Genomic DNA, 21,376 nt, shown 5'->3' on the forward strand with positions numbered 1-21,376 from the left:
GACAAGTATGCTTTGCCATATTGGTACTTAATAGTATTTTATAGTCTCTATTTTAATTTCCACTATTTAATCAATAAAGGTATTTAATCTAGAACCTTAAATAGGTTTGCCATTTCTAGTGCATTCATAGCACAATCATATCCTTTATTTCCAGCTTTTGTGCCAGCTCTTTCAATAGCTTGTTCAATATTTTCTGTTGTTACTATTCCAAATATAACAGGTAATTCATTATCCAAAGATACTTTTGCAATGCCTTTAGATACTTCGCTACATACATAATCATAATGAGAAGTAGCACCTCTTATAACACATCCTAAACATATTATAGCATCATACTTACCACTCTTAGACATTTTTTGAGCAACGAGAGGAATCTCAAAAGCTCCAGGTACCCAAACCACTTCTATATTTTCCTGAGTAACATCGTGTCTTAAAAGGCAATCTTGAGCACCAGATAAAAGTTTTGATGTTATAAATTCATTAAAACGAGAGTTTATTATACCTATTTTTAAATCTTTTCCAATAAGTTTTCCTTCATATATCATTTTTATTTCCTCCAATTTTATTTAGGTTATAAATCTATATTTTTAGTATATATGCATATTATTGTAATAAAAATTACTTAGTAGAATAAAAATTAAATACCATTAGCTATATAATATCTAATAGATGTCCCATTTTATCCTTCTTAGTTTTCAGATATAATTTATTAAAATCATTAATTTCTTCATTAATAGGAACTCTATGTTCAATTTTTATTCCATATTTTTCTAATTGATTTATTTTGTCAGGATTATTACTTAAAAGGTTTATACTTTTTATATGTAAATTTTTTAATATCTGAGCAGCGATATAAAAATCTCTCATATCTTCTTCAAATCCAAGCATTAAATTCGCTTCAACAGTATCATAACCTTCTTCTTGAAGTTTATAAGCTTTAATTTTATTTAAAAGCCCAATACCTCTGCCTTCCTGTTTCATATAAATTAAAACACCACTTCCATTTTCTACAATTTTTTTCATAGAAGTTTCTAACTGTAGCCCACAATCACATTTTAAAGAATGAAATACATCACCTGTTAAACATTCAGAATGAAGTCTGACTAGTGTATTTTCTTCATTTACATTTCCATAAGTAAGGGCAATGTGTTCTTCATTTGAGTAAATATCTTTATATCCTATTATTTCAAAATTTCCATATTTTGTTGGAAGAAAAGCACTAGAAATTTTTTCTATAGTGGTTTCATTTCTTTTTCGATATTCTATCAAGTCTTTTATAGTAATTATTTTTAAATTATGTTTTTCTTTAAATATCATTAAATCATCAACTCTTGCCATTGTACCATCATCTTTCATTATTTCGCAGATAAGACCAATTTCTTTAAATCCTGCAAGTCTAGCAAGGTCTACAGAAGCTTCTGTGTGACCATCTCTAACTAGGACACCTCCAGTTTTTGCTATTAATGGAAATACATGTCCAGGTGTTTTAAAATCTTTACTTGTGGAACTTTCATTACAGAATAGTTTGACAGTTTCAGCTCTCTCGTATGCAGATATACCTGTTAAAGTATCTATTCCATCTATAGTGACAGTAAATGCAGTTTGAAATGTGTCTGTATTTTCTTTAACCATAAGAGGTATATTTAGACTTTTAAATTTTTCTTCAGTAGCAGGAAGACAAATAAGGCCCCTACCATATGTAGCCATAAAGTTTATTGTCTCAGGTGTAGCCATTTCAGCTGCCATCAATAAATCTCCTTCATTTTCTCTGCTTTCATCATCAACTACGATTACCATTTTTCCATTTTTGATATCATTAATAGCTTCTTTAATAGTGTTAAACATGTAATTCACTCCTTTTATTATTTTTAAAAACCATTTTTAAATAAAAATTCTTTATCTATATTTGATTTATAGTTACTACTATTAGAATTTAATTCCTTGTAGTTTTTTACAAGAAAATTATTAATATACTTTCCAATTACATCACTTTCTAAATTGACAAAGTCTCCAATATTCTTTGTCAAGAGAGTAGTGTTAAATTTAGTATGAGGTATAACCGAAACCTTAAATATCTCATCATCTAAATAAGCTATAGTTAGACTTACACCATCAATAGCAACAGAACCTTTGTGTATCATTGTTGATAAAAGTTCTTTGGACGGTTGTATGCTTATTAAAACTGCATTTTCATCTTTTTCAAATTTACAAATAGTACCTTTACTATCAACATGACCTGTTACTAGGTGTCCACCAAATCTAGAAGAAAGGCTCATAGCTCTTTCAAGATTTACTTCATCACTTGGATTTAATGAACTTAAATTTGTGGAACGGACTGTTTCCATCATGACATCAGCAGTAAATTCATTTTTACCTAAACTTGAAACAGTTAAGCAAACTCCATTTACAGCAATACTATCTCCAAGATTTGTACCATCTAGTATTTTATTTGATTGTATGGTGACTTTTCCACTTTTGCCATTAGCAGTAATTTTTCTAAGTATTCCAACTTCTTCTACTATGCCAGTAAACATTTTAACCTCCTAGACGTATATATTTATAAATTTAATTTAAAACATCAGACTCTACCAAAATATCGCCATCTATTAAAGTTACATTCTTAATTTCTAATTGTATAGCATCTGATAAGTAATCTATTCCATCTCCAGAAACGAAAGTAGGAGCATCTTTTCCACCTATAATTTTAGGTGATAAAAACAATTTGACTTTATCAACTAAATTGTTTCTAAATAGACTGTCATTAAGTGTAGCACCACCTTCAACTAAAACAGAATCAATTTTTAATTCTCCTAATTTATACATTACAAATTCTAAATCTACCATATTATTTTTTTTAGGAGAAAGTACTACTTCAATATTATTTTTTCTTAGAACTAATGATTTTTCACTATCTTCACAACACGTAAAAACTATAGTTTTATTGTTTTTATCTTTAACTAATTTGCTATCAACTGGCAATTTTAAGTTTGTGTCTATTATTATTCTTACAGGGTGAGATACATTTTCTTGGTTAAGCCTGCAAGTTAGCAATGGATTATCATTTAAAACTGTGTTTATCCCAACCATTATACCTTGATATTTATTTCTATACTTATGAGTTAGATATCTTGATGATTCATTAGATATCCATTTTGATTCTAGCGATTTTGTGGCAATCTTGCCATCTAAACTTACTGCTGATTTTACAATACAAAGAGGTTTTTTTGTTTTTATATAGTAAAAAAATATTTCATTTAATTGTTTTGCTTCTTTTTCTAATATACCTACAGTAACATCAATGTTATTGTCTCTTAGTTTTTTTACTCCATTACCACAAACGATTGGATTTGGGTCTAATGTAGATATTACGACTCTCTTAATCTTATTTTGAATAATTTTATCTACACAAGGAGGTGTTTTGCCATAATGAGAACAGGGTTCTAAATTTACATAAAGGGTAGTGTCTTTTAAACTTTGATTAGCACTATTTATAGCATTTATTTCAGCGTGATTAGAGCCAAATCTCTCATGATATCCTTTACCTATTATGTCATCATCTTTAACGATTACACATCCCACTAATGGATTTGGATTTACAAAACCTTCTCCATTTTTGGCTAATTCAATAGCTTTTTTCATATAATAAATATCTTTCTCTTTTTGACTTATAAATTTCACAATATTTACACCCCCTATTTAAACTTAGATAATTTTCAAACAAAAAACCCCGAGAATTAACTCGGGGTTTAGAATAATCTACAATAAATATTGTATAAATGTATAGCAAAACGGCTCTACAAAAACACTTATTTAGCATATATCTTCTTCCATCCAGACTTTACTGTCGGCTTTGGAATTTAACCAAATCAACCAAGTTTTAACTCAGCTCGCGGGCTATACCGCCGATTGGGAATTTCACCCTACCCCGAAGATTAAGTATTAAATTTATATTTAGAATGTATCATAAATTATTTTACTTTGCAAACTATTTTTTTAAAAATATATGTTAATATATAATATATAACAGCTAGAAACTTTGGAATAATGCGATTGTGAATATAAAAATAAAAATTTGAACATAATCAGAAAAGAAGTTTAATTAATTTGAATTGGGAGAGAAATATATGAATAAAAAACCTTTAGAAATATTATCAAAATACTATGGATATACAAGTTTTAGAAAAGGCCAAGAGTCCATAATAAATTCTATTTTGAATAAAAAAGATGTATTAGCTATAATGCCAACTGGAGGAGGAAAATCTATATGTTATCAACTTCCAGCATTGATATTAGATGGGATGACAGTAGTGATTTCACCACTTATATCTCTTATGAAAGACCAAGTAGATGCTTTAAAAGCCATGGGAATCAATGCTGCTTTTATAAATAGTTCATTGGGAAACAAAGAATTTAATGAAATATTAAGTAATATTAGAAAAAATACTTATAAAATACTTTATATTGCTCCAGAAAGATTAGATACCCAAGAATTTCTTGAACTAATAAATAATAATGACATAAGTCAAATTGCAATAGATGAAGCACATTGTGTATCTCAATGGGGACATGATTTTAGACTGAGTTATAGAAGGATTTCTACGTTTATCAATAGTTTGTCTAAAAGACCTATAGTCACAGCCTTTACAGCTACTGCATCAGAAGAGGTAAGAGCTGATATAATAAATTTATTGTGTTTAGAGAGTCCAGATTGTTACATAACAGGGTTTGATAGAGAAAATCTAGCAATAAATATAGTGAAATCATCTAGTAAAAATAAATATATTTTAGACTATATTCAAAATCATAAAAATGAGTCTGGAATTATATATACAGCTACTAGAAAAGAAGTTGAAAATATTTATAATGGTTTAGCAAAGAGAAATATATCTGTATCAAAATACCATGCAGGTTTATCTAAAAATGAAAGAAATAAGAATCAAGAAGATTTTATAAATGATAATATAGATATAATGATAGCAACAAATGCATTTGGGATGGGGATTGATAAGCCCAATATAAGATGGGTTATACACTACAATATGCCTCAAAGTGTAGAAAATTACTACCAAGAAATAGGGAGAGCTGGTAGGGATGGAGAAAAAAGTGAATGTATACTTTTATTTTCTCCAGGAGATGTACATATACAAAAATATTTAATAGATATTGGTGTTGAAAATCCTGAAAGAAAATTATTTCAACATAAAAAACTTCAGCATATGATTGATTTAGTTTATAGTAATTCATGCTATAGGAGGACAATATTAAATTACTTTGGAGAAAATTATATAGAAAACTGTAATAACTGTAGTAATTGTTTAGTTGAAGGTGAAATAGTTGATAAAACTATAGATGCTCAAAAAGTTATTTCATGTGTAGCTAGAATGAAAAGAAGTTATGGTGTTACTACTATTGTAGATGTACTTAGAGGGTCTAAAAACAAAAAAATTTTACAACTTGGTTTAGATACTTTGTCTACATATAATATTATGAGAGATTATTCAAGTGAAGACTTGAAGAATTTTATAAATACATTAGTTTCTCATGGTTTTTTAGATTTAGTTGAAACTTTAGGTAGCGGAAACAGAGGAAGTTACCCAACTATAAGATTAAATGATATGTCTATGAAAGTTTTGAAGGGCGAGGTAAAGGTAGAATTTAAGGAAATTGTAATGACAAAATCTCTAGAAATAGAAGATGAATTATATAGTGCTTTAAGAGAATTAAGACACTTAATTGCAAGTGAAGAAAGAATAGCTCCATATATGGTTTTTGGAGATGGAACACTTAGAGCTATGTCTAGTAGTTATCCAGTCAATAAAGAAGAAATGCTAAATATATCTGGAGTAGGAGAAATTAAATATCAAAAATATGGTGAAGATTTTGAAACACTAATCAAAGAATATGTCGAAAAAAATAATATAGATAAAAAAGACAAAGAAAAAAATGTCGATTTAATGAATGTAAATAGTGAATTTCTTGAAGTTAATACAGATAAAGCTTTATATGAAAGGCTAATAAATATTAGAGAAGAATATGCTAAAAAAGAAAAATTACTTCCATACATGATTTTAACTAATAAGGCTTTGAAAGAAATAAGTGGAAGATATCCTATTGATAAAGAACAATTAAAGGATATTTCGGGTATAGGTGAAGTAAAAATTGAAAAGTATGGGGCTAGTATTTTAGATGAAGTCAAACATTATGTAAAAGAAAATAGTATTGATGTTACTTGGGAGAAAAAGAAAAAAAGAAAATTGATACTAGATGGAGAAAGCAGAAAAAACAATGAAATAGCACTAGATTTGTTAAATCAAGGTAAGGATATACAAAGTGTAAGTCAAGAAATAGAAGTCTCCCTATCTACAGTTATTGGATATGTATATGATTATTTAAAAGATGGGCAAAGTATATCATTTACATTAGATTTAGAAAATTTTTATAGTGAAGATGAAAAGAAGATAATTTTAGAAGTATGTGAAGAAGTAGGTTATGAAAATTTAAATAACATAAAAAGAAAACTTCCAGATTCAATAAAGTATGAAAATATAAGGGCTGTTATACTTAAATCTTATCTTGAAAATTCCAAAAAAGGTGCATCATTGGAGTAAAGTTAGCTGGATTAAAATATAAAATTTGTATTATTATGTTGAACTAATATTTTTGCTGTGTTATACTGAATTTGTAAAAATGATAAAAATTTAGAGCTAGGGGCGCTAGAATTGGCTAGCTGAGAGATAAAGCCGTAACTTACAAACCCTAATAACCTGATCAAGATAATGCTTGCGAAGGGAAGCTTTGTAATATAATTTTGTTATATAAATAGATAAATTATTCTGCATAGTGAGAAATTTGTCTAAGTGTATATATGATTATAAGAGTGCTTTCCAAAACAAGGAAAAGCACTTTTTTTATTGTTAAAAACTATAACTTTAATCTTGGAGGAATGTAATATGAATTATACAACGCAAATGGATGCTGCTAGAAAAGGCATAATAACTAAAGAAATGGAAATCGTTTCTCAAAAGGAACAAGTAGATGTAAATGAATTAAGAGAATTAATAGCAAAGGGACAAGTTGTTATACCTGCTAACAAAAATCATAAATCCTTAAGTGCAGAAGGTGTAGGTAAAAATTTAAGAACAAAGATAAATGTAAACTTAGGAATTTCAAGAGATTGTAAGAATATAGAAAATGAACTTGAAAAAGTTAAAGTGGCAATAGACATGAAAGCTGAAGCAATAATGGATTTGAGTAACTATGGAAAAACTAGAGAATTTAGAGAAAAAGTTGTTGAAATGTCACCTGCAATGATAGGTTCGGTTCCTATGTATGATGCAGTAGGGTATTTAGAAAAAGAACTAAAGGATATAACAGAAGAAGAATTTTTAAATGTAATAAGACAACATGCTATTGACGGAGTTGATTTTATTACTATACATGCTGGTCTTACTAGAAGTGTTTGTCAAAAGATAAAAAATCATGAAAGATTAACTCATATAGTATCTCGTGGAGGTTCACTATTATTTGCTTGGATGGAGTTAAATAATAAAGAAAATCCTATTTATACTAATTTTGATAAGATTTTAGATATATGTGAAGAGTATGATGTTACATTAAGTTTGGGGGATGCATGTAGACCTGGTTGTATAAAAGATTCTACAGATGGAGTTCAGATTCAAGAACTTGTAGTATTAGGAGAGCTTACTAAAAGAGCATGGGAAAGAAATGTACAAGTCATGATAGAAGGACCTGGTCATATGGCTATAGATGAAATAGAAGCAAATGTAGTGTTAGAAAAAAGACTATGTCATGGAGCACCTTTTTATGTTCTTGGTCCATTGGTTACAGATATAGCACCAGGTTATGACCATATAACTAGTGCAATAGGAGGAGCATTAGCATGTGCTAAAGGAGTAGACTTCTTATGCTATGTAACTCCAGCAGAACATTTAAGATTACCTAATTTAGATGATATGAAAGAAGGGATAATAGCTGCTAAAATAGCCGCTCATGCAGGAGATATAGCTAAGAATGTTAAAGGAGCTCGTGAATGGGATAACAAAATGAGTAGAGCTAGAGCAGATTTAGATTGGTGTGAAATGTTTAGACTTGCAATAGACCCTGAAAAAGCTAAAAGATATAGAGATGAGTCAACTCCGACTCATGAAGATAGTTGTACTATGTGTGGAAAAATGTGTTCAATGAGAACAGTTAAAAAAATATTAAACAATGAAGAACTTAACTTAATATAATTTGTGCAGAGCATTAGTTGAATAAAGTCAAAATGAGGAGGTGATTTAGTGAAGGTTAATGGAAAGAATGTTGAATTCAAAGAAAACTTAACTGTTATAGATTTGTTGAATAAATATAATTTGAAGAGCGATAGAGTTGTAGTTGAGATAAATCTAGAAATAATAGAAGAATCCAATTACAATACATATATGTTAAATGATGAAGATGTTGTAGAACTTATTAGCTTTATTGGAGGTGGTTAAAATAAAAATATTTGTAAATGAAATATTAACAGATGTTGAAAAAAATACAACTGCCTATAAAGTTAGAGACAAATATAATCATAAATGCGATGTATTGGTGTTGAATGGATATCCAATTAAAGCTGACATTCCACTTTCTGAAAATGATAAATTAACACTTATACAAAAAGGGGTTAAACCTTCTTTTGATGAGCTAGAAAGCTTGTTGATAGCTAGACATACTCCAAATGTGCATAATAAATTAAAAAAAGGAAGAGTTGCTATATTGGGACTAGGTGGACTTGGGTCCAATATAGCTATCTCTTTAGCTCGAATTGGAGTTGGAGAACTTCTACTTATAGATTATGATGTTGTGGAGCCATCTAACTTAAATAGACAGCAATACTTTATAGATGATATAGGAAAACTAAAAACAGATGCTATGGTTGAAAATATAACAAAAATTAATCCATTTATAAAATTAAAAAAGCAAAATATTTTTTTAAATAAATATAATATGGATACACTTAAAGAGGCAGATTTGATAATTGAAGCTTTTGATGATGCTTCATGTAAAGCACAAGTTTGTAATTATATCTTAATAAATTTGAAAGATAAATATTTGATAGCATCATCAGGTATGGCAGGTTACTATGATTCAAATATAATAACTACTAAGAAAATAAGAGATAGATTTTATATATGTGGAGATTTTGTAAATGAAGCTAAAATTGGAGAAGGACTTATGGCTCCAAGAGTTGCTATTTGTGCAAATCATATGGCAAATTTGGCAACAAAAATACTTATAGATATGTAAATACGTGAATCAGAAAATAAAAAGATTGAAAATTGAAAAAAATAAGATGGGGAGGAAAGAAAATGGATAAATTAGTACTTGGGGGACATGAATTCAATAGCAGATTATTGGTTGGAACAGGTAAATATGGGTCAAATGATATATTGCCTAAAGTAATCAAAGAAAGTGGAAGCGAAATAATAACAATGGCACTTAGAAGAGTAGATTTAGATAATAAACAAGAAAATATCTTAACATATATTCCAAAAGAAATGACTATACTTCCAAACACGTCAGGAGCTACTAATGCAGAAGAAGCTGTAAGAATAGCTAGAATATCTAGAAAAATGGGTTGTGGAGACTTTATAAAAATAGAAGTAATATCAGATACTAGATACTTACTTCCTGATAATGAAGAAACTATAAAAGCTACAAAAATACTTGCTGATGAAGGATTTATAGTACTTCCATATATGACACCAGACCTTTATGCTGGAAGAAGACTTATAGAAGCTAAAGCAGCAGCAGTTATGCCTTTTGGTGCTCCAATTGGTTCAAATAGAGGTCTTCAAATGAAAGAAATGATAAAAATAATGATAGATGAATTAGATATACCAATAATAGTTGATGCAGGTATTGGTAAACCATCTCAAGCTATGGAAGCTATGGAAATGGGAGCTGATGCAGTGCTTGTTAATACTGCTATAGCTTCAGCAGGTGACCCTGTGCAAATGGCTAGAGCATTTAAGTTAGCTGTAGAAGGTGGACGAGAAGCTTATATAGCAAAAGCAGGAAGTGTATCAGAATTTGCAAATGCATCTTCTCCTTTAACAGGTTTTTTAGGCAATTTATAGAAAGTGGTGATTGATGATGAGTTTTTATGAGGTAATAGAAAAATATAGGGATTTTGATTTTGATGGATATTTAAATAATGTTACAGACAATGATGTTTTAAGAAGTTTATCAAAAGACAAACTTGAGGATTTTGATATATTAAATTTACTTTCTAAAACTGCTGTAAAACATTTAGAAGCTATGGCACAAAAAGCACATAAATTAAGTGTTCAATATTTTGGAAAGACAGTCTGCCTATATACACCAATGTACATAGCAAATTATTGTGTAAATCAATGTGTTTATTGTAGTTACAATATAAAAAGTGGAATAAAAAGAAAAAAACTAACTATGGATGAAATCAGAGAGGAAGGAAATGAAATTTCAAAAGAAGGTTTCAAACATCTACTTGTTTTAACTGGTGAAAGTAGTTTTCATTCAAGTGTAGAATATATAGGTGAGGCTATAGAAATATTAAGAGATAAATTTCCATCTATAGGAATTGAAGTATATCCAATGGAAATAGATGAATATAAGTATATTGTAGACAAAGGAGTTGAAGGTCTAACTGTATACCAAGAAACTTATGATGAGAAAATATATAAAAGAGTTCATTTAAAAGGGCCAAAATCAAATTATAAATTTAGATTAGATGCTCCTGAAAGAGGAGCAAAGGCAGGTATGAGAACTCTATCAATAGGAGCACTTTTAGGATTAAATGATTTTAGAAAAGAGACCTTCTTTACAATATTGCATGGGAAATATCTAAAAACAAAATATCCTCATATTGAGCTTTCATATTCAACACCAAGAATGAGACCATTCAAAGGTTGTTTTGAAGAATTAGTAGATATAAGCGACACTGATTTAGTTCAAGCGATGGTTTGTATGAGGCTGTTTGACCCTCATGCAGCTTTAAATATATCTACTAGAGAAAATTTGGAAATGAGAAGTCATATAGTACCTTTAGGAGTAACTAAATTAAGTGCAGGTGTATCTACAGATGTAGGAGGGCATTCTCAAGATGAACATGATACTGCTCAATTCAAAATAAATGATGAAAGTACTGTTGAAGATATAGAAAAAATGCTAAATTCAATTGGTTATCAACATGTATTTAAAGATTGGGAAAGATTTTAGATGTATTTGATAACAAATAGAAATTTATGTAGCGAGGAACGATACTTAGAGGTTATTAAAGAATCTATATTGAGTGGTGTAGAAAATATTATAATAAGAGAAAAAGATTTAGAATATGAAGCATTAAAAGATTTATATATAAAGATAAAAAATAAAATTAAGTATATTAATTTTCAGGAAAAAATATTGGATGAAAGCTTGAAGAATAGTATAAAAAAGAAAGAGAATAATGATGGATTTAAAGTAAACTTTATAATAAATAGCAATATAGAATTTTTTGAAAAGACAGATTGTCAAGGTATTCATCTTCCATTTAAATTGTTTTTGAATTTACTGGGAAATAGATATAATTTCAATAAAAATAAGATACTGGGATTGTCATTACATAAAGTAGAAGAAGTAAAGTGTCTAGAAGAAATAATAAGAAAACTAAATATAAAAATAGATTACATAACATTATCACATATATATGAAACTAAGTGTAAAGAAAATTTATTGCCAAAAGGAATTGAACTTTTGAAGGAAGCTAAGAAAATTACTGATATTAAGACCGTTGCACTTGGAGGAATCCTACCATCTAATGTCAAAGAAACATTAAAATACTGTGATGATTTTGCTGTAATGTCAACTATAATGAAATCTAAAAATATTGAAGAAACAATATCAAATTATAATGAAAAAATTCAATTAGTAAAATAGAAAGTAAAGTATTTAAATTGAATAAAAATAAAAAAAGCTATCTTTTAAAATCTAAAAGAGAGCTTTTTTATTTTGTATCTTTGCTAATAAAAAATTGTAAAAAGGGAAAACTTTAGTCAGAGAGATTAAAAAGTATCCTATATAGATTCAAAATTTAGTAAAGTATGGAGGACATTATAATGATTGACAGTAAGAAGAAACGATTTATTATACCACACACTTTTACAATTATATTCTTGCTAATAGTATTAATGGCAATATTAACTTGGATAGTACCAAGTGGTGAATTTAGTAGAGAAGATGTAGAAGGTAGGATGGTTGTTGTACCAGGGACTTATCAAAGTGTAGAAAGTAATCCTCAAGGATTTACGGATGTTTTTAAAGCACCCATAGAAGGTTTTATTGATTCAGCAGAAGTTGTAGGATTTGTTTTAATAGTTGGAGGTGCTTTTGGTATTGTAAATAGAACTGGAGCTATAGAAGCAGGAATAGCATCAGTTATATCGAAGTTTAAAGGAAAAGAACTACTTATAATTCCAATATCAATGATTTTATTTGGTCTTGGAGGTACTACATTTGGGATGGCAGAAGAAACATTACCATTTTATATGATATTTGTTCCACTTATGACATCCTTAGGATATGATTCTCTAACCGCCATTGCGATTGTATTTATAGGAGCAGCGGCAGGAGCGGCTGCATCGACAATAAATCCATTCTCAGTTGGTATTGCACAAGCACTAGCTCAACTTGCTCCTGGTTCAGGAGTAGCATATAGAGTAGTGATTTTTATAGCATATATATTAATCAGTATAGCATTTGTTATGTATTATGCTAAAAAAGTTAAAGAAAACCCTGAAAGCTCAATAGTGTATGAGATAGATAAAAATAATAAATCAATACTTAATCATACTTCAACTGAAATAAAAGAGTTTACTTTTAAAGAAGTATCTGTTCTTGCTATATTTGGAATAGGAATGGCAATAATGATTTGGGGTGTTTTAAGTCAAGGATGGTATATTCCAGAGATATCAATGTGTTTTGCTGCGATAGGTGTACTTTCTGGATTAGTTGGTAGATTGTCACAAAGTGAAATTTCCGATAGTTTCATAGATGGAGCAAAAGATTTAGCATCAGCTGCCCTTGCAATAGCTTTAGCTCGTGGAATTGTAATAATAGCTCAAAATGGATTTATAATAGATACTATATTAAATTCTGCAGCAAGCTTTTTAGGTGGACTTCCAAAGGTTATATTTGTATATCTATCATTTTTCTTGGAAGCTGCGTTGGCATTTTTGATTCCATCATCTTCAGGACTTGCTTCACTTACAGTGCCTGTCCTTGCTCCTCTTGGTGATTTAGTTAATATATCAGCTCAAGTTATAGTAACTGCTTATCAATTTGGGGTAGGTCTTACAAACTTTATAACTCCAACATCTGGAGTACTAATGGGAGCACTTGCAGTAGCTCATATTCCTTTTTCAAAATGGGTAAAATTTATAATGCCTATATTACTGATTTTAACAGCTGTATCTTTAGTTTTTTTAACAATAGGTATATATATAGGTTTTTAATTGAAGAAAATTTAATTTAATATATTTAGAAATTATATAAAATACTAAAAATATGATTATTAATAAATTGCCACCATAAATGTCTTGGTGGCAATTTATTTTATAAACACTTCATTTCAATATTAAAATAAAGTATAGCTTTTTTTAAGAAGAGGTGGCTTTATTTTATTTACAACTATTTATTTAGGACTAGGAGCTCTAAATTTGTTTCTATAATGAAGTAATAAATATAATAATGGTATTGCAAACCATATGAACTGGCATGCTGTTGTGACTGTATCTGAATCAAAATAAAAACTCAATATAATCATTCCAATAGATATAACAAATGATAAATACGCAAAAATCTTACTTGCCTTTTTCCATATTTTTTCATCTCCAATGGCCCAAGCACATTTAGTATCTATGTTCTTATAAATTTGTAGCTTAGGTAATAAATTACCAAAATACATAATTATAATGGCATTTATTATAACTGATACTTTGTCGTTAATTTCATAAGAAAATATCTCATCTATACCTAGTAAAGGAATGATAAACCTTCCAACTGCGACTATTAAAAATAACATTTGTAACCTTCTTGCAGTTTTAACTTTAGGGTTATCTTTTGAAAAACCTAAAATTTCTGGTGCATTTACATAGTTTATAATTAATAATGCTATAAGTAATATTAAACCTATATTTTCCATAATAGCCTCCTACATCTTTTTAAAAATATCCAAGAAGTTTCCAAGTACTTCTTGAAGGACCGATAAATTAATAGAATAAATCAAAAATTGCCCCATTTTTTCTGAACTAATAAGTTCTGCATCTTTTAAAATATCTAAATGTTTAGATATTGCTGGTTTAGACATATTAAAATGACCTGCTATTTCTCCTGCATTCATATCTCTTTCATTAAGCAATTTTAAAATTTCTCTTCTAGTTTCATCACTTAATGCTTTAAATACTTTTACCATAATATCCTCCCTACTATAGATATAAATATTTAACTAATTAGTTAAATGTTTATATCTATAGTATACTCGTATTAGGAAAAAAAATCCACTATTTTTATAACTTTATTATCACAAAATCTTTTAATTTTATCTGATATTTTAATTCTAATTTGAAATATATATGAAGGTTTTTGGAGAATACTTACTTATAATAGGAAAAAATGTTAAAATAAGAATGTAGTTAAATATAAAGAACTGAAATAGCTAACAGTTATTAAACATAGGAGTGTAAAAATTTATGGGATTAAAAGAATTTGATTTTATTGAAGAGTCTATAGAAATGTTGAGGGTAATGTCTCCAACTTTAGAAACTATATCAGATGAAATAGAAGAGTACTTTGAAAATATCTTGGACGAAAAAAATCAAGAGTATATAAATGTAACCTCTAGAATAAAATCAGAATCAAGTTTGAGGGAAAAGATAATTAGAAATAGATATTTAAAAAAATATGGGGAGGCAAGTAATCTTATTCATAATGTATCTGATTTAATAGGACTAAGAATTGAGTGTAGATTTATTGAGGATGAAAATAAGATATATAGGCTTTTAAGAAGATATTTTAATAAAACAGATGATAAAATAAACTATTATAATAAAGAAAATAAAAATATTAAATTAAAATTGTCTGAAAGACAACCTAATAAGCAAAAAAATGGATTTGAAATATATAAGATAGATGGAGTTTTTGCATATTTAGATAGAGAAGTAAAATTTGAACTTCAAATTAAATCTCTTGTAAATGTGTTTTGGAGTGAGATTGAACATAAAATAATTTATAAAAATAACACATATTTACTTGCTGATAAATTTATAAAGGATATGATGGACTCTATAAAGAATAATCTTACTATGATAGATAATCAGCTTTTGAGTATTTATAAAAACTTTCATTCAGGAAAGTCTTTTAACATGAAAGTAAGTAAAAAAGAAATTGAAAAACTCTTTGCAAAATTAGTGTATGATGCTTTTTCAGAAAAGATGAATAAAAGTATAGGTTTTGTTGTGGATTTTAAAAAGCCATGTGAAACTATATTAAGTTATTCTTTTAATAAACAAGATATAAGTGATGAAGTTTTAGGCAATTTTATGCTTGATGAGTTTGCAAGATTAAATGAAATTGTAAATAAAGATATAGATTTTAATGACCAAATAGAGTTTGAAAGAGAACCTACATTTGATGATAAGTTCTGTAATGATTTAGGAAATCATTTTAGAAGTAGACTAAATACAGAGTTTCCATGGAATTTATTTTTTAGGATACTATTTGAAATAGAACCATGTAATAACACTGAAGATTTTGAAAACTTTGTAGAGTTTATAAAGGAAAATGTATTGCTTGAAGAAAATAGAGAACAACTTTTAGGTCAATTTGAAGAAGATAGTAATTTTATAATTGAAGATATATATGATTGTATTTTTAATAGCATAAGTGAGGTTGATAGTGTTGAAATTTTATATAACTATAATCTTGAAAAAATCAATTTTACATCAAGTGAAATTATAAATTGTATATGTAGAGAATATGAGTGTTATAGTGAATATTTAGAAGAAAAAGAAAAACTTATGAATGCATTTAAAGAAAAAATTATTCAGATTTTTGAGTAGTCAATCAATGTTGAAATGGCGCAATAGCGCCATTTTTCAAATATAAATAAAAGTATTTTAAAGGAGGCGATTTGTATAGAAAAAACAGGTGTAATTTTAGCAGGAGGGAAAAGTTCTAGAATGGGTAAAGATAAAGCTTTTCTAGAATTACATGAAAAGCCTTTTATTGAAATTGCAATAGAAGTATTTAAAAATTTTGATGAGGTAATAATAGTATCTAACAATGAAGAATTATACTCAAAATATAACATTAAAGTTTATAATGATATAATAAAAAATGTTGGTCCAATAGGAGGAATATATACTGCTCTTAAACATGCAAAGTATGATATAGTTACAGTTGCATGTGATATGCCATATCTAAATAATGAAGTAGTCGAAAAAATAGCTGATGAAATGGATGATAAAAGTGTAATTTCAGTAACAAATGGAAAGTTACAACCATTGTGTTCTGGATACAAAAAGAGTATAATAAATAAAGTATCTTTATGTATAGGGAAAAATGATTTGAAGCTTAGAACTCTTATAGAAAAAATAGATAAAAGCTATATATACTTTGATAACGAAGATTTATTTTTAAATGTAAATACTATTGATGAGTATAAAAAATTGACTGAAGTTTAATTAGCTACGGTTGTAAAATAGAGTAGGATTTATATGGAGGAGAATTTATGAATTTACTTAAATGTGATTCTTGGGCAGTGATATTAAATAATAGTGACGAAGAAAGCAAAGCATATAAAATATTAGATGAACTTAAAAAGAATATGTACAAAGTTGTTGCTATAGATGAAGAGAAAAAGAATATTGAAGGTATAGATGTATATGAGTGTCTAAAAGACGTACCACACAATATTGATGTTGTAGCTATTATAGATAAGCAGTCTAAGATGGAGGCCATTTTAGAAGAGATAGAACTTTTAGACATACAAAATATCTGGTTTGAAAAAGGAAGCTTTAGTGAAATGATTATTAAAAAAATTAAGGATTTAAAATTGAATGTAGAATACAATTTAAGTTTATATGATGAGTTAACTAAGTAAATTTATATATAGAAAATTGATTAGGAACATAATTGGTTAACGAAATATCTTATTTTATAGTATAGATTTCCTAGATAAAGTATTAAACTACAAGATTTATTAAGAAGATTGCTATTTACATGATATAATATATTAAACAGGAATATAAAGGAGTTGATATATTATGTTAATAGTAACTACAGAAAAAGTAGAAGGAAAAAAAATAGCAGAAGTTTTAGGGCTAGTTAGAGGAAGTACGATAAGAGCAAAACATGTTGGAAAAGATATAGGAGCAAGCTTTAAGAATCTTGTTGGAGGAGAACTTACAGGATATAATGAAATGCTTACAGAAGCAAGACAAATTGCAATTGGTAGAATGGTTGAAGATGCAGAATCTAAAGGTGCAAATGCAATAATAGCATTTAGATTGTCTTCAGCTTCAGTTATGCAAGGAGCGGCAGAAATGCTTGCTTATGGAACAGCAGTTATTTTAGAAGATAACAATGATATATCTGAAAAATAAAATATAAGGAATTAGAAAGAGACATCTTTTATAAATTTTATGGATGTCTCTTTTTGTTTGAAAAATATCAGGTAAAAGTAATTTTTAACCATTATAATAATAAAATAAGATGATATTATATAAATAAGTAAAATTATATTATATAATATAAAGTATAGACTTTAAAATTTTTATTAGTAGGAGAAAATATGAACAATGTTATAATAGTTAGAGGAGCTGGAGATTTAGCAACAGCAGTTATACATAAGTTACATAACTGTGGTTTTAAAATAATTGCTTTAGAAGTTGAGACTCCTCTTGCAATAAGAAGGAAAGTTTCTTTTAGTGAGGCTATCTATGAAAAGAAAGTTTCTGTGGAAGGTGTTTATTGTGTGTATTGCAAAGATAAAGCAGAAATAAAAAAAGCTTTAAATAAAAGAAACGTGGCACTAATAATAGACCCAAAAGGTAAATATATAGGTGAAATACGTCCTGTAGCGGTTATAGATTGTATACTTGCAAAAAAAAATATTGGAACAAATAAAGCGATGGCAGCACTTACAATAGCTTTAGGTCCAGGATTTTGTGCAGGTAAAGATGTAGACATAGTTATTGAAACTATGAGAGGACATAATTTAGGAAAAGTGATAAGAAAAGGATATGCTTTAAAAAATACAGGAATACCAGGTGCTATATTGGGTATAACCAAAGAACGAGTTTTTTATTCTGAGAACGTTGGAATAATAGAAAATGTATGTAATATAGGGGATGTAGTTAAAAAAGGAGATATAATATGTTATATCACTGAAAAAAATGGAAATAAAATAGAAGTGAAAGCTTCTATAGATGGTGTTTTGAGAGGCTTATTGAGAAATGGTTCACAAATAGAAAAAGGATTAAAGATATTGGATATAGACCCTCGAATGGAAGAAGTAAAAAATTCATTTACGATATCAGATAAAGGACGTTGTATAGCAGGAGCAGTTTTAGAAGCATTATTATCAGAAGGAATATTACCAGAATAGGTTCTATTAAATAGATTTTTTATTTATAAAAGTTTAATTAATATATAAAGGGGTGAAACCATATGTTTAATGTAGCAATTATAACGCTTAGTGATAAGGGCTATGAAGGGAAAAGAGAAGACATAACAGGAAAAAAATTAACTGAATTTGTTGAAAATACAGGGAATTATAAAGTTACTGAATACGTGTTGATAAAAGATGATAAGGAAATGTTAAAGGAAAATATTATAAAAATTTGTAACAGTAATAAAGTAGATTTAATTCTTACTAATGGAGGTACTGGATTTTCAAAGAGAGATATAACTCCAGAGGCTACTAAAGATGTTTTAGAAAGAGAGATACCAGGTCTCAGTGAATACATGAGAATGAAATCTACAGAAATTACTAAAAAAGCTATACTAAGTAGGGGTGTAAGTGGAATAAGGAATAATTCTATAATAATAAATTTACCTGGAAGTCCTAAAGGTGCAGTTGAAAATCTAAGTTTCATTATTGATGTCTTAGACCATGGCATAGAAATTTTAAGAGGAGAAGCCACAGAATGTGCCACTAATAACAAAAAATAGTATATAATTCAGATAGATAAAAAATAGACAAAGAGGTAGATAGAGTATGATTGATAAGTATGGAAGAAAAATAGACTACCTTCGTATTTCACTTACAGATAAGTGTAATTTAAGGTGTGTTTATTGTATGCCACCAGATGTTAAATTTGAAAAAAATTATATAAACGATAATCTAAGTTTTGAAGACTATAAATTCATTATAAAGGCTATGTCAGAACAAGGTATAAAAAAGGTTAGATTTACTGGAGGAGAACCTCTTTTATATCCCAATTTAAATGAACTTATAAGGTTTACAAGAGAAGAATGTGGAATAGAAAATATAGGAATGACAACTAATGCTCTTGGACTTTCTGATAGAATCTTTGAGCTTAAAGAATGTGGTCTGAATAAAGTAAATATAAGCTTAGATTCTTTAAAGGAATATAAATATAAATCTGTGACAAGAGGTGGCAATTTAAAAGAAGTATTAAAATCGATTGAGTCATGTTTAAATTTAGGTATAAAAGTAAAGGTAAATTGTGTTGCCATAAATGGATTTAATGATGATGAGCTTAAAGACTTTATGTTTTTAACAGTTAAATCACCAATTGATGTAAGATTTATTGAACTTATGCCATTAGGTGAAGCTAATAGAGTCTACAAAAAAGGATATTTTAATGTAAAAGAAATGGTTGAAAAAATATATGGTTTATATAAAGTTAAAAATGATGAAAAAAGTACAGCAGAATATTATAAGTTTAAAGGAGCAAAAGGAAGAATAGGAATTATAACTCCATTAAGTTGTTCATTTTGCAACACTTGTAATCGTATTAGACTTACCTCTAGTGGTGCAATAAAACTGTGTCTACATTCAAAAGAGGAAATAGATATAAAACCACTTTTACATAAACCATTGTTATTTAGAGAAACTATGAAAGATATAATAAAAGAAAAGCCAGAAAAACATCATTTAATAGAAAATAAATGTAGTGATACAAATAGACGTATGTATGAAATTGGAGGATAGGTAATGTTAACGCACATAAATGAAAAAGGGTATGCTAAAATGGTAGATATAAGTGAAAAAGATGATACAAAGAGAACTGCTATAGCAACAGCTACGATTACTCTTGGTAAAGAAGCTTTAGAAAAGGTAAAAAATGGACAAATAAAAAAGGGAGATGTATTATCTGTAGCTCAAGTTGCAGGGATAATGGGAGCTAAAAATACATCTTCAAATATACCAATGTGCCATCAAATTAAATTGGTTGGATGTGATTTGGAATTTGAGATAGATGATTCTATATCTGCTATTAGAATATATGCAACCTGTAAATCACTTGGTAAAACTGGTGTAGAAATGGAAGCATTAAATGCTTGTTCTTTAGCAGCACTTACAATTTATGATATGTGTAAAGCAGTTGATAAAAAGATGGTTATAAGCAATATACATCTTGTGGAGAAAACTGGTGGAAAATCAGGTGATTTTAAGTTTGAATAATTTAAGAATATATGGGTGAAAATTTGGAGGAAATATGGCTAAAGTAGTGTCAATAAATATAAGTGACAAAAAGGGTGTAATTAAGGTTCCTGTGCAATGTGCAGAACTAAAAATAAATTATGGAATAGTTGGAGATGCACATGCGGGAAACTGGCATCGTCAAATAAGTTTACTTGGAAAAGAAAGTATAGATAAAATGAAGATGAGAGGTTTTGACCAATTAAAATTTGGAGACTTTGCTGAGAATATAACTACAGAAGGAATAGAAGTGTTTTCATTACCTGTTGGTACAAAATTAAAGATAGGCAAATGTGAAGTTGAAGTAACTCAAATAGGTAAAAAGTGTCATAATGGATGTGAAATTAAAAAATTAACAGGGGACTGTGTAATGCCACGTGAAGGAATTTTTGTTAAGGTTTTAAAGGAAGGAATTATAAGTATTGGAGATTCAATAGATATAATTCAATAAAAATTTGATTGAACTTAAAATAAATTTCTGATTATATTTTAAAATTTTATTAAATGTTCGTATAGCCTTGTTTTATAGGCTGTTCGGACATTTTTACTGTCAGTAGATACTTTACAATATTTCAGAATGTGCAGTGTGAAGTATTTTAAATAGATAGATTTAACAATATAACATACTGTTGTATAATGTGA

Annotated in this window: 23 protein-coding genes and 2 riboswitches; of the genes, 17 read left to right on the top strand and 6 right to left on the bottom strand. The window is 28.1% G+C overall.

Features of this window, described 5'->3' with window-relative positions; all coding sequences use genetic code 11:
* Positions 1 to 83: 83 nt before the first annotated feature.
* The 4 genes from ribE to ribD form a co-directional block, all read right to left on the bottom strand.
* Positions 84 to 545 carry a 6,7-dimethyl-8-ribityllumazine synthase gene (gene ribE / locus IC218_RS03445; RefSeq protein ID WP_227433190.1) on the bottom strand — a complete coding sequence of 154 codons (462 nt, stop codon included), beginning with the start codon at positions 543 to 545 and terminating at the stop codon, positions 84 to 86.
* A 106-nt stretch (positions 546 to 651) separates the two neighbouring features.
* Complete coding sequence (locus IC218_RS03450; RefSeq protein ID WP_227433191.1) at positions 652 to 1,845, bottom strand: bifunctional 3,4-dihydroxy-2-butanone-4-phosphate synthase/GTP cyclohydrolase II; 1,194 nt, start codon at positions 1,843 to 1,845, stop codon at positions 652 to 654.
* 23 nt (positions 1,846 to 1,868) lie between these two features.
* A complete protein-coding gene (locus IC218_RS03455; RefSeq protein ID WP_227823815.1) occupies positions 1,869 to 2,534 on the bottom strand; it encodes a riboflavin synthase in 666 nt (221 codons plus the stop codon).
* 31 nt (positions 2,535 to 2,565) lie between these two features.
* A complete protein-coding gene (gene ribD, locus IC218_RS03460) occupies positions 2,566 to 3,678 on the bottom strand; it encodes a bifunctional diaminohydroxyphosphoribosylaminopyrimidine deaminase/5-amino-6-(5-phosphoribosylamino)uracil reductase RibD (RefSeq protein ID WP_227433193.1) in 1,113 nt (370 codons plus the stop codon).
* 137 nt (positions 3,679 to 3,815) lie between these two features.
* A riboswitch (FMN riboswitch) is annotated at positions 3,816 to 3,937 on the bottom strand.
* A gap of 187 nt (positions 3,938 to 4,124) precedes the next feature.
* Between ribD and recQ the strand changes: the two genes are divergently transcribed.
* The 8 genes from recQ (at position 4,125) to IC218_RS03500 (ending at position 13,517) form a co-directional block, all read left to right on the top strand.
* Entirely contained in the window at positions 4,125 to 6,608 is a 2,484-nt protein-coding gene (gene recQ / locus IC218_RS03465) for a DNA helicase RecQ (protein WP_227823816.1), read from the top strand.
* Between the two features lie 88 nt (positions 6,609 to 6,696).
* A riboswitch (TPP riboswitch) is annotated at positions 6,697 to 6,808 on the top strand.
* 142 nt (positions 6,809 to 6,950) lie between these two features.
* Positions 6,951 to 8,252 carry a phosphomethylpyrimidine synthase ThiC gene (gene thiC / locus IC218_RS03470; protein WP_227823817.1) on the top strand — a complete coding sequence of 434 codons (1,302 nt, stop codon included), beginning with the start codon at positions 6,951 to 6,953 and terminating at the stop codon, positions 8,250 to 8,252.
* A 48-nt stretch (positions 8,253 to 8,300) separates the two neighbouring features.
* Positions 8,301 to 8,495 (top strand): sulfur carrier protein ThiS, encoded by a 195-nt coding sequence (gene thiS / locus IC218_RS03475; protein ID WP_227823818.1) that lies wholly within the window; start codon positions 8,301 to 8,303, stop codon positions 8,493 to 8,495.
* Positions 8,488 to 9,291 (top strand): thiamine biosynthesis protein ThiF, encoded by an 804-nt coding sequence (thiF, locus tag IC218_RS03480; protein WP_227823819.1) that lies wholly within the window; start codon positions 8,488 to 8,490, stop codon positions 9,289 to 9,291. The genes thiS and thiF overlap by 8 nt, the downstream gene beginning before the upstream one ends.
* Before the next feature lie 62 nt (positions 9,292 to 9,353).
* Positions 9,354 to 10,124: a thiazole synthase gene (locus tag IC218_RS03485; protein ID WP_227823820.1), complete on the top strand. Its 771-nt coding sequence runs from the start codon at positions 9,354 to 9,356 to the stop codon at positions 10,122 to 10,124.
* 16 nt (positions 10,125 to 10,140) lie between these two features.
* Complete coding sequence (gene thiH / locus IC218_RS03490) at positions 10,141 to 11,244, top strand: 2-iminoacetate synthase ThiH (RefSeq protein ID WP_227483240.1); 1,104 nt, start codon at positions 10,141 to 10,143, stop codon at positions 11,242 to 11,244.
* Positions 11,245 to 11,943, top strand: a complete 699-nt coding sequence (locus tag IC218_RS03495; RefSeq protein ID WP_227433200.1) for a thiamine phosphate synthase — start codon at positions 11,245 to 11,247, stop codon at positions 11,941 to 11,943. It begins immediately after the preceding gene.
* Between the two features lie 179 nt (positions 11,944 to 12,122).
* A complete protein-coding gene (locus IC218_RS03500; RefSeq protein WP_227433201.1) occupies positions 12,123 to 13,517 on the top strand; it encodes a YfcC family protein in 1,395 nt (464 codons plus the stop codon).
* A 179-nt stretch (positions 13,518 to 13,696) separates the two neighbouring features.
* Here the strand turns inward: IC218_RS03500 and IC218_RS03505 are convergent, their stop codons facing one another.
* Positions 13,697 to 14,206: an SdpI family protein gene (locus IC218_RS03505; protein ID WP_227433202.1), complete on the bottom strand. Its 510-nt coding sequence runs from the start codon at positions 14,204 to 14,206 to the stop codon at positions 13,697 to 13,699.
* 9 nt (positions 14,207 to 14,215) lie between these two features.
* Positions 14,216 to 14,476 (bottom strand): autorepressor SdpR family transcription factor, encoded by a 261-nt coding sequence (locus IC218_RS03510; protein WP_227823821.1) that lies wholly within the window; start codon positions 14,474 to 14,476, stop codon positions 14,216 to 14,218.
* A gap of 277 nt (positions 14,477 to 14,753) precedes the next feature.
* Here IC218_RS03510 and IC218_RS03515 point away from each other — a divergent pair, with 277 nt between their 5' ends.
* The 9 genes from IC218_RS03515 to IC218_RS03555 all read left to right on the top strand — a co-directional run bounded on the left by IC218_RS03515 (position 14,754) and on the right by IC218_RS03555 (position 21,185).
* A complete protein-coding gene (locus IC218_RS03515; RefSeq protein ID WP_227433204.1) occupies positions 14,754 to 16,121 on the top strand; it encodes a GTP pyrophosphokinase family protein in 1,368 nt (455 codons plus the stop codon).
* Between the two features lie 75 nt (positions 16,122 to 16,196).
* Positions 16,197 to 16,745, top strand: a complete 549-nt coding sequence (locus IC218_RS03520; RefSeq protein ID WP_413927321.1) for a molybdenum cofactor guanylyltransferase — start codon at positions 16,197 to 16,199, stop codon at positions 16,743 to 16,745.
* Positions 16,746 to 16,792: 47 nt separating this feature from the next.
* The gene (locus tag IC218_RS03525) at positions 16,793 to 17,164 is read left to right on the top strand and encodes a CoA-binding protein (RefSeq protein WP_227433205.1); all 372 of its coding nucleotides are present in this window, start codon (positions 16,793 to 16,795) and stop codon (positions 17,162 to 17,164) included.
* Between the two features lie 163 nt (positions 17,165 to 17,327).
* Positions 17,328 to 17,666, top strand: a complete 339-nt coding sequence (locus IC218_RS03530) for a heavy metal-binding domain-containing protein (RefSeq protein WP_227433206.1) — start codon at positions 17,328 to 17,330, stop codon at positions 17,664 to 17,666.
* 188 nt (positions 17,667 to 17,854) lie between these two features.
* The gene (gene yqeB / locus IC218_RS03535) at positions 17,855 to 18,670 is read left to right on the top strand and encodes a selenium-dependent molybdenum cofactor biosynthesis protein YqeB (RefSeq protein WP_227823822.1); all 816 of its coding nucleotides are present in this window, start codon (positions 17,855 to 17,857) and stop codon (positions 18,668 to 18,670) included.
* Positions 18,671 to 18,732: 62 nt separating this feature from the next.
* Positions 18,733 to 19,236, top strand: a complete 504-nt coding sequence (locus tag IC218_RS03540) for a molybdenum cofactor biosynthesis protein B (protein ID WP_227483237.1) — start codon at positions 18,733 to 18,735, stop codon at positions 19,234 to 19,236.
* A gap of 46 nt (positions 19,237 to 19,282) precedes the next feature.
* On the top strand, positions 19,283 to 20,242 hold the full coding sequence (gene moaA, locus IC218_RS03545) for a GTP 3',8-cyclase MoaA (protein ID WP_227433209.1): 960 nt from the start codon (positions 19,283 to 19,285) through the stop codon (positions 20,240 to 20,242).
* 3 nt (positions 20,243 to 20,245) lie between these two features.
* Positions 20,246 to 20,716, top strand: a complete 471-nt coding sequence (gene moaC, locus IC218_RS03550) for a cyclic pyranopterin monophosphate synthase MoaC (RefSeq protein ID WP_227433210.1) — start codon at positions 20,246 to 20,248, stop codon at positions 20,714 to 20,716.
* A gap of 34 nt (positions 20,717 to 20,750) precedes the next feature.
* Positions 20,751 to 21,185 carry an MOSC domain-containing protein gene (locus IC218_RS03555; protein WP_227433211.1) on the top strand — a complete coding sequence of 145 codons (435 nt, stop codon included), beginning with the start codon at positions 20,751 to 20,753 and terminating at the stop codon, positions 21,183 to 21,185.
* The last annotated feature ends 191 nt before the right edge of the window (positions 21,186 to 21,376 follow it).

The organism is Clostridioides sp. ES-S-0005-03, from assembly GCF_020658455.1.
In the GTDB taxonomy this organism is placed as follows: Bacteria; Bacillota; Clostridia; order Peptostreptococcales; family Peptostreptococcaceae; genus Clostridioides.